Raw genomic sequence first — 15,648 nt, 5'->3', positions numbered from 1 at the left:
TTCGGCGAAGCTTGACCATCCTCATCGCACATAACGTAACATCATCACAAAACAGAGGAAGCATCTTATGGCGAGTGCAAGCGAAATCCTGAAGCAGATCAAGGACAACGATGTAAAGTTCGTCGACCTGCGCTTCACCGATCCCAAGGGCAAGCTGCAGCACGTTACGATGGACATAGCCTGCGTCGATGAAGACATGTTCGCCGACGGCGTCATGTTCGACGGTTCCTCGATCGGCGGCTGGAAGGCCATCAACGAGTCCGACATGGTGCTGATGCCCGACACGGACACGGTGCATATGGACCCGTTCTTCGCCCAATCGACCATGGTAATCGTCTGCGACATCCTCGACCCGGTTTCCGGCGAAGCCTATAACCGCGATCCACGCGGCACCGCCAAAAAGGCCGAAGCCTATCTGAAGGCATCCGGCATCGGTGACACGATCTTCGTCGGCCCGGAAGCCGAATTCTTCGTCTTCGACGACGTCAAGTACAAGGCCGATCCGTACAACACCGGCTTCAAGCTCGACTCCACCGAACTGCCGTCGAACGACGACACCGATTACGAAACCGGCAATCTCGGCCACCGTCCGCGCGTCAAGGGCGGCTACTTCCCGGTTCCGCCCGTCGACAGCGCCCAGGACATGCGTTCGGAAATGCTGACGGTTCTCTCCGAAATGGGCGTCGTCGTCGAGAAGCACCACCACGAAGTGGCTGCCGCCCAGCACGAACTCGGCATCAAGTTCGACACGCTCGTTCGCAACGCCGACAAGATGCAGATCTACAAGTACGTCGTTCATCAGGTCGCCAATGCCTATGGCAAGACGGCAACCTTCATGCCGAAGCCGATCTTCGGCGATAACGGCTCGGGCATGCACGTGCACCAGTCGATCTGGAAGGGCGGAAAGCCGACCTTTGCCGGTGACGAATATGCAGGCCTTTCCGAAACCTGCCTCTACTATATCGGCGGCATCATCAAGCATGCCAAGGCGATCAACGCCTTCACCAATCCGTCGACGAACTCCTACAAGCGTCTCGTCCCAGGTTATGAGGCTCCGGTACTGCTCGCCTATTCGGCCCGCAACCGCTCGGCCTCCTGCCGCATTCCGTTCGGCTCCAACCCGAAGGCCAAGCGCGTCGAAGTTCGCTTCCCGGATCCTACCGCCAACCCCTACCTCGCCTTCGCCGCCATGCTGATGGCCGGTCTCGATGGCATCAAGAACAAGATCCATCCCGGCAAGGCCATGGACAAGGATCTCTACGACCTGCCGCCGAAGGAACTCAAGAAGATCCCGACCGTCTGCGGCTCACTGCGCGAAGCGCTCGAAAGCCTCGACAAGGATCGCAAGTTCCTGACCGCCGGCGGCGTCTTCGACGACGACCAGATCGATGCCTTCATCGAGCTGAAGATGGCCGAGGTGATGCGTTTCGAAATGACGCCGCATCCGGTCGAATACGACATGTACTACTCGGCATAAGATGAGACATGAAAGCCCCGGTTCGCCGGGGCTTTCTTCGATCCGGAGGCCATGAAGGCCGATGGGCAGAGATGACAGTCATGTGACGAAATCCCGCAAAAATCTTGATTTGCGGGGGACCGATCACCAAATCAGGTGAGAAAGGAAGTCGTACCATGAAAGAAAGAGTTGCAAAGTTTAGTATAGGCGAAGTGGTTCGGCACAAGGTTTTTCCGTTTCGCGGCGTCATCTTCGACGTTGATCCGGAGTTCGCGAATACGGAAGAATGGTGGAATTCCATTCCCGCGGAAGTCCGCCCGAGCAAAGACCAGCCGTTCTACCATCTGCTTGCAGAGAACGACGATAGCGAATATGTCGCCTACGTTTCCGAGCAGAACTTGGTGAGCGACGAGAGCGACACGCCGCTTCGCAATCCGCAGGTCGAGCAGATCTTCGACCGCGGCCCGACGGGCCAGTTCAAACCCAAGATGAGCTTCGCCCACTAAGTCGGACATCAATATCCATCCATCAAGGCCCCGCATGTCGGGGCCTTTCTTTTTGGCAATAAAAAACCCGGCTCGAAACCGGGTTTTTCAAGGAATTCCTGAAGGCTCTGATTACTGGGCCTTTGCTGCCTTCTGGGCATCTTCCAGCTTCTTGCGGGCCTCTTCAGCCTTCTTCTGCATGCTGTCCTGCAGGCTGCGCTGGCTTTCGGCAAGCTTCGATTCGGAAACCGGCTCGCCATCATAAGCGCCGGTAAAGCCTTCCAGCGAAACCTTGATCGGGTTCGGAGCACGGCGGAAGTTTATCGAGGTGAAGACCACGTCGCTGCCCTTCTTGAGGCTTGCGATCATGGCATCCGTCAGCGGAATTTCAGCCGTGCACTTGTCCGGCAGGCAGACGGCGTAGTCGAGCTTCTGGCCCTTGCCGCCGTCGATCTGCATCGCAATGCCCGGCGGGATCAGGCGTGCGGCCGGAACCGAGACCTGAAGGATCTTGCGGTTGATCTTGCCGGAAACCGAGATCAGGCCAACGGCCGTCACGAGCTGGCCGCCATTGGCGAGAACGAGGTTCTGAACAACGCAGATGTCGTTGTCTTCCTGCTTGCTGCAGGTCTTGTACCAGCCGAGGCGCGGGGCGCCGACGGCCTGTGCGGGAGCGTCAGCCGACGCTGCTGGAGCCTGGGCGGCCGCATCCTGTGCGAAGGACGAGACCGGAGCCGAAGCGCCGAAGATCACTGCCATAACGGACAGTGCTGCCCGCATTTTCTTTTCAGACTTGAACATCATAACGAATTCCGTCTCCTGATATCCGTTTCGGGGCTACGTTCGGCCGCCCCTACCACCGGGTCGTTCGGCACTCCACCTCTTAAAAAAATAAGGCAAATGCATGACCCCAAAACTTCGGGTCACGTGTTACATCGCAGCGTTGAAGATATCCAGCATTTCTTTGGCAATTTCGCGGGCATTTTGGCACATAGGTAAAGAAAGCGGCGACCGCGGTTGGAATTGAGCGCTCCCATGCTACCCTTCCGGCGAATCGTGCCCGTCGCCACGCATCAAGGAATTTCAGAATGCTTCGGATCGTCCTCCTCGCCGCTTTCATGCTTATCGGCGGTGCCGCCTCCGCGGAACCCGTGCACGGTATCGCCATGCATGGTACGGCGGCGCTGCCTGCCGATTACAAACACTTCCCTTACGTCAATCCCGACGTGAAGAAGGGCGGGAAAATCACCTATGGCGTGGTCGGCACTTTCGATAGTTTAAACCCCTTTATCCTGAAAAGCATGCGCACGACGGCGCGCGGCATGTGGGATCCGCAATTCGGTAACCTCATCTATGAATCCATGCTGCAGCGTTCGAGCGACGAGCCCTTCACGCTCTACGGCCTGCTGGCGGAAACGGTGGAATGGGATGAAGACCGCACCTTCATCCAGTTCAACCTCAATCCGAAGGCCAGGTGGTCGGACGGGCAGCCGGTCACGCCGGAAGACGTGATGTTTTCCTTCGAGCTGCTGCGCGACAAGGGGCGTGTGCCCTTCTCCAGCCGCCTCAATCTCGTTTCAAAGATGGAGAAGGTTGGCGACCACAGCGTGCGCTTCACCTTCAATGAGAAGGCCGACCGCGAGACACCGATGATCTTCGGCCTGTTTCCCATCCTGCCGAAACATGCGATCGACCCTGACAGCTTCGACCGCAGCTCGCTCACGCCGCCCATCGGTTCCGGTCCCTACAAGATCAAGAGCCTGAAGCCAGGCGAAAGCATCACCTATGAGCGCGACCCGAATTACTGGGGCAAGGACATTCCGGCCAAGGTCGGCATGGACAATTACGACCAGCTCACGGTGCAGTATTTCCTGCAGGATACGACGCTTTTCGAGGCCTTCAAGAAAGGCGACGTCGATATCTATCTGGAAGGCAATCCGGGGCATTGGGCCAATGCCTATGATTTCCCGGCCGCAACGTCGGGCGCGGTCGTGAAGGATGTGTTCAAGCCAAAACTGCCGAGCGGTATGCTCGGCTTCGTCTTCAACACGCGGCGGCCGATCTTTAGCGATATCAAGGTGCGCGAGGGCCTGTCACTGGTCTTCGATTTCGAATGGGCCAACAAGAACCTCTATTCCGGCGCTTATAAGCGCACACAAAGCTTCTGGCAGAACTCTGATCTGTCGAGCTTTGGAGTGCCGGCGGATGCGCGTGAGCTGACGCTGCTCGGAACGATCAAGGACCAGATCGACCCCGCCATCCTTGACGGCAGCTACAAGCTGCCGGTGACCGATGGCTCGGGACGCGACCGCAACGTGCTGAAGCAGGCTGTCGACCTCCTGAAACAAGGGGGCTACACGATCCAGGGCGGCAAGATGGCCGATCAGAGCGGCAAGCAGCTCTCCTTCGAGATCATGACCCAGAATGCCGACCAGGAGAAGCTCGCTGTCGCCTACCAGCGATCACTGCAGACGATCGGCGTCGCAGCCTCAATCCGCACCGTCGACGATTCGCAGTATCAGAGCCGCACGAACAGTTTTGACTATGACATGATCATGAAGGCCTACACCTCATCGCTGTCACCCGGCAACGAGCAGCTCGGCCGCTGGTCCTCCGCTGCCCGCACGCGTGAAGGGACGGACAGTTTCGCCGGGGCCAACGATCCCAATCTCGATACGCTGATCGATCATCTGCTGCGCTCGCGCTCGACGGAGGATTTTACGGCTTCCGTCCGCTCCTATGACCGGCTGCTGCTCTCCAACCACTATGTGCTGCCCCTCTACCACATCGATCAGCAATGGGTGGCGCGCAACAAGCGCATCGGCCACCCGGATGCGGTGCCGCTCTATGGCTATCAGCTGCAGACATGGTGGGATACGAGCGCGCAATAATCACATCATCAGGCGCATCGTTCTATTTCCTTTCTCTTGCCTCGACCTTCCTCTAAAGATCGTCGAAAACATCTTCTATGCGATCGAGCCAACCGTCATTGAGGGATGGCAGAATAAGGAATCACAATGGAACGCATCACCATCGACGTTGTCTCCGATGTCGTCTGCCCCTGGTGCTATCTCGGCAAGGCGCGGCTGGAGCTGGCGATCGCCGAGGTGCAGGATGAAATCGGCGTAGATATCAACTGGCGCCCCTACCGCCTCAACCCGGATTATCCGCCCGAAGGCGTCGACCAGAAAAAAATGCTGGAGCAGAAACTCGGTGGCGCCGAACGCGTGGCTGAGGCGCACAAGATGCTGACCGGCTATGGCCGTGACGTCGGCATCAAGTTCAATTTCGAGGCCATCAAGATCGGACCGAATACGCTCGATGCACACCGCCTGATCCACTGGGCTGGTGTCGAGGACCGGCAGAAGCAGGAGGCAGTCGTCTCGGCACTGTTCAAGGCCAATTTCGAGGAAGGCCGCAATGTCGGCGATCATGAAGTGCTGCTCGATATTGCCGAGAAGGCAGGTTTGCAGCGTTCCGTCATTACCGCCCTGCTCACTTCGGACGCTGACAGCAGCGTCATTCTCTCGGAAATCGACGCAGCGCAGCGCATGGGCGTCAACGGCGTGCCGTTCTTCATCTTCGACCAGCAGTATGCCGTCAGCGGCGCACAGACACCGGATGTGCTGGCAGGCGCTCTCAGGGAAATTGCCGCAGCAAAGGCCGAAGCACGCGCCGGGATGAACTGACGCGCGTCGGCATCGGTAAACTGAAAACGCAGTCGGGGGCAGTCCGGTTTTCGCCGGGCTGCCCTTAGCTTTTCGCGAGCTCCGCAAGCTGCGTCATGATGACGGCTGCACCCTGCAGACGCTTTTCCGGGGTCGGCAGGTCGCGGGTCAGGAACAGGCTATGGTCGGGGCGGATCTTCGCCATCGCGCCCTGCTTGCCGATATAACCGACGAGATTGGCCGGGTTGGGGAATTCCTTGTTGCGGAACTGCACGACGACACCCTTGGGGCCGGCATCGAGTTTCTCGACATTGGCCGTGCGGCAGAGTGACTTGATGTAGACGATCTTCAGCAGGTGCTGGACCTCCACCGGCATCGGGCCGAAGCGGTCGATCATCTCGGCACCGAAGCCATCGATCTCCTTGAGATCGGTGAGTTCGCCGAGGCGGCGGTAGAGCGCCATGCGCAGGTGCAGGTCGGGCACGTAACCTTCCGGGATCATCACGGTCGTACCGACGGATATCTGCGGCGACCAGCCGGTATCCTGGATCTCGTCGACACCCTTCACCTCGGCGACCGCCTCTTCCAGCATCTGCTGATACAGCTCGAAGCCGACTTCCTTGATGTGGCCGGACTGCTCCTCGCCGAGCAGGTTGCCGGCACCACGGATATCGAGGTCATGGCTTGCAAGCTGGAAGCCGGCGCCGAGCGTATCCAGCGACTGCAGCACCTTGAGGCGGCGCTCGGCGGTCGCGGTCAGCACCTTGTTGACCGGCAGCGTGAAGAGCGCGAAGGCGCGCACCTTCGAGCGGCCGACACGGCCGCGCAACTGGTAGAGCTGGGCAAGGCCGAACATATCGGCGCGGTGGACGATCAACGTATTGGCGGTCGGCACATCGAGGCCGGATTCGACGATGGTGGTCGAGAGCAGCACATCATACCGGCCTTCGTAGAACGCATTCATGATGTCCTCTAGTTCGCCGGCCGGCATCTGGCCGTGGGCGACGGCAACCTTCAGCTCCGGCACGTCTGACTGCAGGAAGGCGTGCACATCTTCCAGATCGGCAAGGCGCGGGCAGACATAGAAGCTCTGGCCGCCGCGATAATGCTCGCGCATCAGCGTCTCGCGGATGACAAGGCTGTCGAAGGGCGAAATGAAGGTGCGCACCGCCATGCGGTCCACCGGCGGCGTGGTGATCAGCGAGAGTTCGCGCACCCCAGTCATGGCAAGCTGCAGCGTGCGCGGGATCGGCGTTGCAGAGAGCGTCAGCACATGCACGTCGCTCTTCAGTTCCTTTAGGCGTTCCTTGTGCTTGACACCAAAATGCTGCTCCTCATCGATGATCAACAGGCCGAGATTGGCGAAGTTGATGCCGGCGCCAAGCAGCGCATGGGTGCCAACAACGATGTCCGTCTTGCCGTCTGCCACTTCCTTCTTCGTGAGCGCCAGCTCCTTGGAGCCGACGAGGCGCGAGGCCTGCTGGATGCGGATCGGCAGACCACGGAAGCGCTCGGAGAAAGTCTTGAAATGCTGGCGGGAGAGCAGCGTGGTCGGCACGACGACGGCGACCTGCGCGCCGTTCATGGCAGCGACGAAGGCGGCACGCAACGCAACCTCGGTTTTGCCGAAGCCGACGTCGCCACAGACGAGGCGGTCCATCGGACGGCCGGCGCCGAGATCGCCGCGCACGGCTTCGATGGCGTTCTCCTGATCTTCCGTTTCGTCATAGGGGAAACGGGCGGCGAACTCGTCGTAGAGTCCTTCCGGCGTCGTCAGTACAGGCGCTTGGCGCGTCAGGCGCTCGGCGGCGATGCGGATCAGCGCATCAGCCATGTCCAGCAGCCGCTTCTTGAGCTTGGCCTTGCGCATCTGCCATGCGCCACCGCCGAGCTTGTCGAGCTGTACTTCCGTGCCCTCACCGCCAAACCGCGACAGAAGATCGATGTTTTCGACCGGCAGGAAGAGCTTGGCATCATCTGCATATTGCAGCTCGAGGCAGGCATGCGGCGCACCGGCCGCCTCAATGGTGCGAAGGCCGACGAAACGGCCGATGCCGTGTTCGGCGTGGACGACGATCGATCCTTCATCAAGGCCGGCGACTTCGGAGATGAAATCGGCCGCGCGCTTGCGGCGGCGGGAGCGGCGCACCATACGGTCGCCGAGAATATCCTGCTCGCCGATGACGATGAGATCGCCGGTCTCGAAACCGGACTCGAGGCTGAATACAGCCGCTGCCGCCTCCCCCTTTGCCAGGCCGCCGAGATCCTTCAGCGCGGTGATCGGCTTGACCCGTTCAAGGCCGTGTTCGTTCAGGACCTGCAGCAGGCGCTCGAGCGAACCCTCGGTCCAGGCGGTGATGACGACCTTCGCGCCGCCGGCGCGCTTATCGGCAATATGTTTGACAACGACGTCGAAGACGTTGACGCGCTCGGCATCGCCACCGCCTTCGGCATTGGAGCGCGCCCATCGCGGCCCCTGGCGTGCATCGAGATTGACGACGCGGCGTGCCTCGCCCTCATGCTCGTTGAAAGGCGACACCCTGATAGCGTTGATCGCATCGAGCGTGCGCGCGAAGGTCTTGCTGTCGAGATAGAGCTGACCGGGCGAAACCGGCTTATAGGGCGTGCCCTGCGCCATCTGGCCCTTGCCCGGCTGGCCGGAATTCAGGCGTGCATCATAATAATCATAGACGAGCTTGGAACGCTCTTCGGCCGCCTCGCGAACCGTATGATCGGTGACGATGCGGAAGCCGGAGAGGTAATCGAACACCGTCTCCAGCTTCTCGTAGAACAGCGGCAGCCAGTGCTCCATGCCGGGATAGCGGCGACCTTCGGAAACGGCGAGGTAGAGCGCATCGTCGCGGGTGGCAGCGCCAAAGGTGGAGAGGTAGTTCTTGCGGAAGCGGCTGATCGTATCCGGCGTCAGCGTCACCTCGCTCATCGGATTGAGATCAAGGGAGCGGACTTGGCCGATCGTGCGCTGGCTTGCCGGATCGAAGCTGCGGATGCTCTCCAGCGTATCGCCGAAGAAATCGAGGCGGACGGGCTCTTCCGACCCGGGAACAAAGACATCCAGAATGCCGCCGCGCACGGCATATTCGCCGACCTCACGCACGGTTGCCACGCGCTCGAAGCCGTTGCGCTCGAGCCGACCGGCAATATCCTCCATGCGGACCTGATTGCCGGGTCGCGCCGAGAAGGTCAGGCTTTCGATGATGTCCTGCGGCGCCACCTTCTGCAGCATGGCATTGGCCGTCACCAGCACGATTGCCGCATGCGGCTTCTTGCGGTGGGCGATCAGGCCTGAAAGCGCTGCGAGACGGCGTGCCGAAGTATCGGCGCTCGGCGAGACGCGGTCATAGGGAAGGCAGTCCCAGGCGGGCAGCGTCAGGACCGGGATATCGGGGGCGACGAAGCCCAGCATCTGCTCCAGATCGGCCATGCGATGACCGTCCGACAGCACATAGGCAACGGGTTCGCCGTTGCGGGCGAGCTCGGCAAGCAGCAGCGGTTCCATGCCGGCAGGCACGTTGCCGATCGTCAGCGGCTCTGCGGCGGCTGCAAGCTTCTTGGCGTCAAGACCGGGGATCATTCAGGCATCCGGGGCGTGTCAAAATCGGGCTTATAGGCGGCGATGCGGGCAAACATGGGTGTCTTTAAATGCTCAGGCGTCGGCCAGGTTCCCATGATCCAGCGCACGAGGTCATTGTCCTCCTCGGCCATGATCGTCTCGAACTCGTCGAGCTCGGCTTCGCTCATGGTGGGAAGTTCGTTTTCAGCGAACTGGCCGAAGACAAGATCCATCTCTCTGATACCGCGGTGCCAGCAACGGAAAAGAATCCGGCGGCGGCGCGGGTCAAGACCGGCGCTCGTGAGCGTTACACCTGTCATGGCATTCACCTTCTTTGTTGATGCGCCTCTATAGACCCTCGAAAGCAGCTTGTCAGCCTTGCCAAGGCCCTATTGTTCATCGCATTTTGGCGCCCATGCGCCCCGCCATTCTCGATCCGCTGTTTTCTACCGTTTCGGGCCTTCCAGGCGTCGGCCCGAAGATCTCGGAGCTCTTCGTCAAGCTGCTCGGACGCGAGACGCCTGACGATTGCCGGGTCATCGACCTCCTGTTCCATGCGCCCTATTCGCTGATCGACCGGCGCAACCAGCCGGGGATAGCCCGCGCGCCGCAGGGTGCTATCGTGACGATCACCGCCCGTGTCGACCGGCATCAGGCGCCGCCACGCGGCAAGAGCAATATTCCCTACCGCGTCTTCCTGCACGACGAGACTGGCGAGCTGACGCTCGTTTTCTTCCGCGGACAGGCGGCTTGGCTGGAAAAACAACTGCCGATCGACGAGGAAGTGACCGTCAGCGGCAAAGTGGACTGGTTCAACGGCCGCGCCTCGATGGTCCACCCTGATTATATCGTCAGGGCGAGCGAGGGTGAGAACCTGCCTCTGGTCGAGCCGATCTATCCGCTGACGGCAGGGCTTTCGCCGAAGACGCTGCGCAAGATCATCGAGGCGGCTCTGCCACGCATGCCGGAACTGCCGGAATGGATCGATCTTTCGCTGGCGCAGAAGCAAGGTCTGCCGTCGATCCGCGACAGCTTCCATATGCTGCACGAGCCGCGGGATACGTCCGATATCGATCCGCAAGCCCCTGCCCGCCGCCGGCTCGCCTATGATGAATTCCTGGCCGGCCAGTTGTCCTTGGCGCTGGTGCGCCAGCGGCTGCGCAAAGTGGCCGGACAACCCGTATATGCCACTGGAGAAATCAGCGGCAAGATATTGCAACACCTTCCTTTTTCGCCAACACGCAGCCAGACCGAAGCCATTGCCGACATTCTCAAAGACATGGCCGGTGAGGAACGCATGCTGCGGCTGCTGCAGGGCGATGTTGGCTCGGGCAAGACGCTGGTCGCGCTGCTGTCGATGGCCGCCGTCATCGAGAGCGGCGGACAGGCCGTGCTGATGGCGCCGACGGAAATTCTCGCCCGCCAGCATCATGCGACGGTCTCGAAATTTGCAGCCGCCGCCGGTCTCGGCGTCGAAGTGCTGACGGGCCGCACCAAGGGCCGCGAGCGGGAAGATAGTCTCGGGCGTATTGCGTCGGGCGAAGCTCAGATCATCATCGGCACGCACGCCCTCTTCCAAGACAGCGTCAATTACAAGAACCTGATGCTGGCCGTTGTCGACGAGCAGCATCGTTTCGGCGTACACCAGCGCCTGCGGCTGACAGCAAAGGGCATCTCACCGCATATGCTGGTCATGACGGCGACGCCGATCCCGCGCACGCTGGTGCTGGCAGCCTTCGGCGACATGGACGTCTCGAAGCTGACGGAGAAACCGGCGGGCCGAAAGCCGATCCAGACGATCACCGTTCCGACCGAGCGGACCGGCGAGATCGTCGGCCGCCTGAAGAGCGCGCTGGCGGAAGGCAAGAAGGCCTACTGGATCTGCCCATTGGTCGAGGAATCCGAAGAGCTGGATCTGATGTCGGCGGAAGAGCGGCATGCGACCCTCGTCTCGGCGCTCGGCCCAGGCATCGGCCTCATCCACGGGCGGATGAGCGGACCGGAGAAGGATGCCGTGATGCTCGCCTTCAAGAGCGGCGAATTGCGGCTGCTGGTGGCGACGACCGTGGTCGAAGTCGGCGTCGACGTGCCTGATGCGACGATCATGGTGATCGAACATGCCGAGCGCTTCGGGCTGGCGCAGCTGCATCAGCTTCGCGGTCGGGTCGGCCGCGGGGACGAGGCTTCGACCTGCATCCTGCTCTACAAGGGACCGCTCGGTGAGACCGGGCATGCGCGGCTGTCCATCATGCGCGATACGGAAGACGGCTTCCGGATTGCCGAAGAAGATTTGAAACTGCGCGGCGAAGGCGAAGTTCTCGGAACGCGTCAGTCAGGTACGCCGGGATTTCGTATCGCCAGTCTCGAGGCCCATGCCGACCTTCTGGAGATCGCCCGCAAGGACGCGGCCTATCTGATCGAGCGCGATCCGGAACTGACGAGCGAGCGCGGCGAGGCAGTGCGCACCCTGCTCTATCTCTTCCGTCGAGATGAAGCGATCCGGTTCCTTAGAGCCGGTTAGATTGCAGCATTCTGACCAGGAAAGGCTCTAATCGACCTTGGATATCGCTTTCGGCTTGGGACGCACGACCGGCAAATGTTCCGGGGCGACGAGGCCGCCTGATATCAGGAATTTGGCGGCATCCTCCGGGTTCATGTCGAGCATGACGATCTTCTCGCGCGGCACGAAGATGAGAAAGCCCGCCGTCGGCACCGGTGTCGGCGGCAGGAATACCGCGACCATATCCTCACCCATGGCGTTGAACTTCGAGCCAATCTCACCCTTGGCATCGGTGGCGATGAAGACGAGCGCCCAAAGGCCTGGGCCAGGATATTCGATCAGGCCGACCTTCTTGAAGGAATTCGACTGTTCCTTCAGCACCGTTTCGAAGATCTGCTTCACGCTCCTGTAGATGGTGCGCACCAGCGGCATGCGCTGAACGATAGATTCGCCGAAGCGGACGATGCTCTGACCGATGAGGTTCTTGCCGAGGAAGCCAACGATCGTGATGATAATCACCGCGGTCAACAGGCCGAAGCCGGGAATGGCGAAATTTATGTAGCTTTCCGGATTCCAGCGCGCCGGGATATAGGGCCGCACCCAGCTGTCCGACCAGTGGATGAAGGTCCAAGTCAGCCAAATGGTGATCGCGATCGGTGCGCAGATGATAAGGCCGGCGAGAAAATTATTCCTCAGCCGCATTGCGACCGGCACACGGGGAGCCTTCTCGGTCATCTTTTCTGATGAACTCCGTTTCAGTCTTTAGACAGGCCGGTTCACCCGGCCTTCCCCCTGTGTCCGCAGGCACAAAACTGCCAGAATTCGGCTTATCATACAATATATTTCAGCCCGCCGGGACTTACTCCACAGTTACTGATTTTGCGAGGTTGCGCGGCTGGTCGACGTCCGTGCCCATGAAGACCGCCGTGTGGTAGGCGAGCAGCTGTATCGGCAGCGAGAAGATCATCGGCGAGATGATTTCATCGACATTTGGAAGCGTGATCGTCGCCATCGTCGGCAGTTTCGAAGCAGCCGCACCGTTCTCATCGGTGATGAAGATGATGCGGCCGCCGCGGGCTGCGACTTCCTGCATGTTGGAGACGGTCTTTTCGAAGAAACGGTCATAGGGTGCGATGACGATGACGGGCATGTTTTCGTCGATCAGCGCGATCGGTCCATGCTTCAGCTCGCCGGCGGCATAACCTTCGGCATGGATATAGGAGATTTCCTTGAGCTTCAGCGCCCCTTCCATGGCAAGCGGGAAGCTGGTGCCACGGCCGAGATAGAGCACGTCCTTGCACTTGGAGAGTTCGCGGGACAGGCCTTCCATCTGAGGCTGGATGAGATTGAGGACGCGGCTCATGATGCGTGGCATTTCCGCAAGATGGCGCACCATCGCCTTCTCGTCGTCGGCGTTGATCGTGCCGCGCGCACGGCCAGCGCCGATTGCCAGCGAGGCAAGCACGGCAAGCTGGCAAGTGAAGGCCTTGGTGGAGGCGACACCGATTTCCGGCCCGGCCATGATCGGGAAAACGGCGTCGGATTCGCGGGCGATGGTCGATTCCCGCACGTTAACGACGGCGCCGATCTTCAAACCGTTGTCCTTGCAGTAGCGGAGTGATGCCAGCGTATCGGCGGTCTCACCCGACTGCGAGATGAAGAGGGCTGCCTGCGAGGGCTGCAGCGGCATTTCGCGGTAACGGAACTCCGAGGCGACATCGATTTCGACCGGCAGCCGCGCATAACGCTCGAACCAGTATTTGCCGATCAGGCCGGCGAGATAGGCCGTGCCGCAGGCCGAGATTGCAAGGCCGGTCGCGGCCTTGAAATCGATGGCGGATGCATTCGGGCTGATCGTGTTGGCGGCGAAATCCACATAGTGGCTGAGCGCGTGGGAAATCACCTCAGGCTGCTCGTAGATTTCCTTTTCCATGAAGTGGCGGTGATTACCCTTGTCGACCACATAAGCGGTCGCCTGGGAGATCTGCCGCGGACGCTTGACCACCTTGCCGGAGAAATCGAGTACGGTCGCGCCCTCGCGGGTGATGATCGCCCAGTCGCCATCGACGAGATAGCTGATCTCGTTGGTGAATGGCGATAGCGCAATGGCATCCGAGCCCAGGAACATTTCGCCCTTGCCGTAACCGATGGCGAGCGGCGGGCCGGAGCGGGCCGCCATGATCGTGCCGGGGTCGTTCTTCAGCATGACCGCCAGCGCATAGGCGCCGGTGACGCGGTTCAGCATCTTCAGCATGGCTTCGCGCGGGGAAAGACCCTCGCGCAGATATTTCGCCATCAGGTGGGCGACGACTTCCGTATCGGTCTGGCTTTGAAAGGCCGCGCCCTCGTGGCTCAGCTCGTCGCGCAGCTCGGAGAAGTTCTCGATGATGCCATTGTGGACGACGGCGACGCCTTCGACGAAATGCGGATGGGCGTTGGTCTCATTGGGCACGCCGTGAGTTGCCCAGCGGGTATGGGCAATGCCGGTCGTTCCAGGCAACGGCTCGCTGTCGAGACGCTTTTCGAGATTGAAGAGCTTGCCCTCGGCGCGGCGGCGATCCATCACACCCTCATAGATCGTGGCGACGCCGGCGGAATCATAACCGCGATATTCCAGCCGCTTCAGCGCATCGACGAGACGGCCCGCAACCGGCGCATTTCCGACGATCCCCACAATTCCGCACATGCAAACTTCCCCTCAGACCTATCCAGTGAGGTCACTCGTAGCGATTCTCGCTTATTTCTCAATTGGTACGGCGGTCACTTTCGGTTTCCGCCCGTTACGCAAGAAGGCTCAAGCCTTGGCCTTTTTCGCCGCCTTGATGGCAAGCGCCCGCTCGCGCAGCAGCTTGGCCCGTTCAGGCTTGATTTCCTGCCGCGCACGGCCGAAGGCGAGCGCCTCGGTCGGCACATCCGCTGTGATGACGCTGCCCGAAGCGATATAGGCGCTGTCCCCGATCGTGACGGGGGCAACCAGCGACGAGTTCGAGCCGATGAAGGTATCCTTGCCGATAACAGTCTCGAACTTGTTCACGCCGTCATAATTGCAGGTGATCGTGCCGGCGCCGATATTGGTGCCGGAGCCGATGACGGCATCACCGATATAGGTCAGGTGATTGACCTTGGCGCCCTCGCCGATCTTGCCGTTCTTGACTTCGCAGAAATTGCCGACCTTGGAGCCAACCGAGAGATCGGCACCCGGCCGCAGACGCGCAAACGGACCGACTGTTGCGCCTTCGCTGACATGGGCGCCCTCGATATGCGAGAAGGCATGAATGACCGCGCCGCTATCGATGACGGCGCCCGGACCGAAGACAACATTCGGCTCGATCAGCGCATCCTGGCCAATCACGGTGTCATAGGAGAGGAAGACCGTTTCCGGAGCGATCATCGTAACACCCGAGAGCATCAGTTCATGACGGCGGCGCTCCTGCCAGAAACGTTCGATCGCAGCGAGTTCAGCACGGTTGTTGCAGCCGGCCATCTCGACTTCAGGCGCATCGACGGCAGTGACGCGGCCACCGAGCGAGCGGGCGATCTCGACAAGATCGGTCAGATAATATTCGCCCTTGGCATTGCTGTTGCCGATGCGTGACAGAAGGTCGAGCGCCTTGCGGCCGTTGATCGCCATCAGACCGCTATTGCACCACTTGACGGTGCGCTCGGCATCGGTCGCGTCCTTTTCCTCGCGGATGGCAATCAGTTCGCCGTCCTTGACGAGCAGGCGTCCATAGCCGGTCGGACGATCCGTGTGAAAACCGATGACGACGATGTCGCTGCCTTCGGCAATCGCCTTGCGCGCCTCGAGCAGCGGACCCGCCGTCTGGAGCGGCACATCACCGTAGGTCACAAGGATATCGTCATAGCCTTCGGCAATCGCCTCGCGGGCAGCGAGAACGGCGTGGCCGGTACCGAGACGCTGTTCCTGAATATAGGATTTGATCGTCATACCGCCGATATCGGCGGGC

The 15,648-nt window shown here is 60.6% G+C and carries 11 protein-coding genes; 5 read left to right on the top strand and 6 right to left on the bottom strand.

The features are described from left to right. Positions 1 to 67: 67 nt before the first annotated feature. Both glnA and hspQ read left to right on the top strand, forming a co-directional pair. Entirely contained in the window at positions 68 to 1,477 is a 1,410-nt protein-coding gene (gene glnA, locus PMI11_RS00110) for a type I glutamate--ammonia ligase (RefSeq protein WP_007811957.1), read from the top strand. A 155-nt stretch (positions 1,478 to 1,632) separates the two neighbouring features. Further along, complete coding sequence (gene hspQ, locus PMI11_RS00105; protein WP_007811955.1) at positions 1,633 to 1,962, top strand: heat shock protein HspQ; 330 nt, start codon at positions 1,633 to 1,635, stop codon at positions 1,960 to 1,962. A gap of 111 nt (positions 1,963 to 2,073) precedes the next feature. Here hspQ and PMI11_RS00100 read toward each other — a convergent pair whose 3' ends face one another. Next, a complete protein-coding gene (locus PMI11_RS00100) occupies positions 2,074 to 2,745 on the bottom strand; it encodes an invasion associated locus B family protein (RefSeq protein WP_007811953.1) in 672 nt (223 codons plus the stop codon). A gap of 284 nt (positions 2,746 to 3,029) precedes the next feature. Here PMI11_RS00100 and PMI11_RS00095 point away from each other — a divergent pair, with 284 nt between their 5' ends. Next, positions 3,030 to 4,832 carry an extracellular solute-binding protein gene (locus PMI11_RS00095; protein WP_007811951.1) on the top strand — a complete coding sequence of 601 codons (1,803 nt, stop codon included), beginning with the start codon at positions 3,030 to 3,032 and terminating at the stop codon, positions 4,830 to 4,832. A 126-nt stretch (positions 4,833 to 4,958) separates the two neighbouring features. Next, complete coding sequence (locus PMI11_RS00090) at positions 4,959 to 5,630, top strand: DsbA family oxidoreductase (protein WP_007811949.1); 672 nt, start codon at positions 4,959 to 4,961, stop codon at positions 5,628 to 5,630. A 64-nt stretch (positions 5,631 to 5,694) separates the two neighbouring features. Here the strand turns inward: PMI11_RS00090 and mfd are convergent, their stop codons facing one another. Together mfd and PMI11_RS00080 are read right to left on the bottom strand one after the other, a co-directional pair. Continuing rightward, entirely contained in the window at positions 5,695 to 9,201 is a 3,507-nt protein-coding gene (gene mfd, locus PMI11_RS00085; protein ID WP_007811946.1) for a transcription-repair coupling factor, read from the bottom strand. Further along, the gene (locus PMI11_RS00080; protein ID WP_007811944.1) at positions 9,198 to 9,500 is read right to left on the bottom strand and encodes an FAD assembly factor SdhE; all 303 of its coding nucleotides are present in this window, start codon (positions 9,498 to 9,500) and stop codon (positions 9,198 to 9,200) included. The genes mfd and PMI11_RS00080 overlap by 4 nt, the downstream gene beginning before the upstream one ends. 95 nt (positions 9,501 to 9,595) lie before the next feature. Here PMI11_RS00080 and recG point away from each other — a divergent pair, with 95 nt between their 5' ends. Continuing rightward, a complete protein-coding gene (recG, locus tag PMI11_RS00075; RefSeq protein WP_007811943.1) occupies positions 9,596 to 11,701 on the top strand; it encodes an ATP-dependent DNA helicase RecG in 2,106 nt (701 codons plus the stop codon). A 27-nt stretch (positions 11,702 to 11,728) separates the two neighbouring features. On the opposite strand, the gene PMI11_RS00070 is transcribed toward recG, so the two are convergent. The 3 genes from PMI11_RS00070 to glmU form a co-directional block, all read right to left on the bottom strand. Continuing rightward, complete coding sequence (locus PMI11_RS00070; protein WP_007811942.1) at positions 11,729 to 12,415, bottom strand: DUF502 domain-containing protein; 687 nt, start codon at positions 12,413 to 12,415, stop codon at positions 11,729 to 11,731. Between the two features lie 124 nt (positions 12,416 to 12,539). Then, on the bottom strand, positions 12,540 to 14,366 hold the full coding sequence (gene glmS, locus PMI11_RS00065) for a glutamine--fructose-6-phosphate transaminase (isomerizing) (protein WP_007811939.1): 1,827 nt from the start codon (positions 14,364 to 14,366) through the stop codon (positions 12,540 to 12,542). A 108-nt stretch (positions 14,367 to 14,474) separates the two neighbouring features. Beyond that, positions 14,475 to 15,648, bottom strand: a 1,174-nt coding sequence (gene glmU, locus PMI11_RS00060) for a bifunctional UDP-N-acetylglucosamine diphosphorylase/glucosamine-1-phosphate N-acetyltransferase GlmU (protein ID WP_007811938.1), incomplete at its 5' end; no start/stop codon positions are given.

The organism is Rhizobium sp. CF142 (genome assembly GCF_000281145.1).
Taxonomy (GTDB): Bacteria; Pseudomonadota; Alphaproteobacteria; order Rhizobiales; family Rhizobiaceae; genus Rhizobium.
Note: the sequence above shows the minus strand (reverse complement) of the source record. Positions and strands in the feature narration are given on the sequence as shown.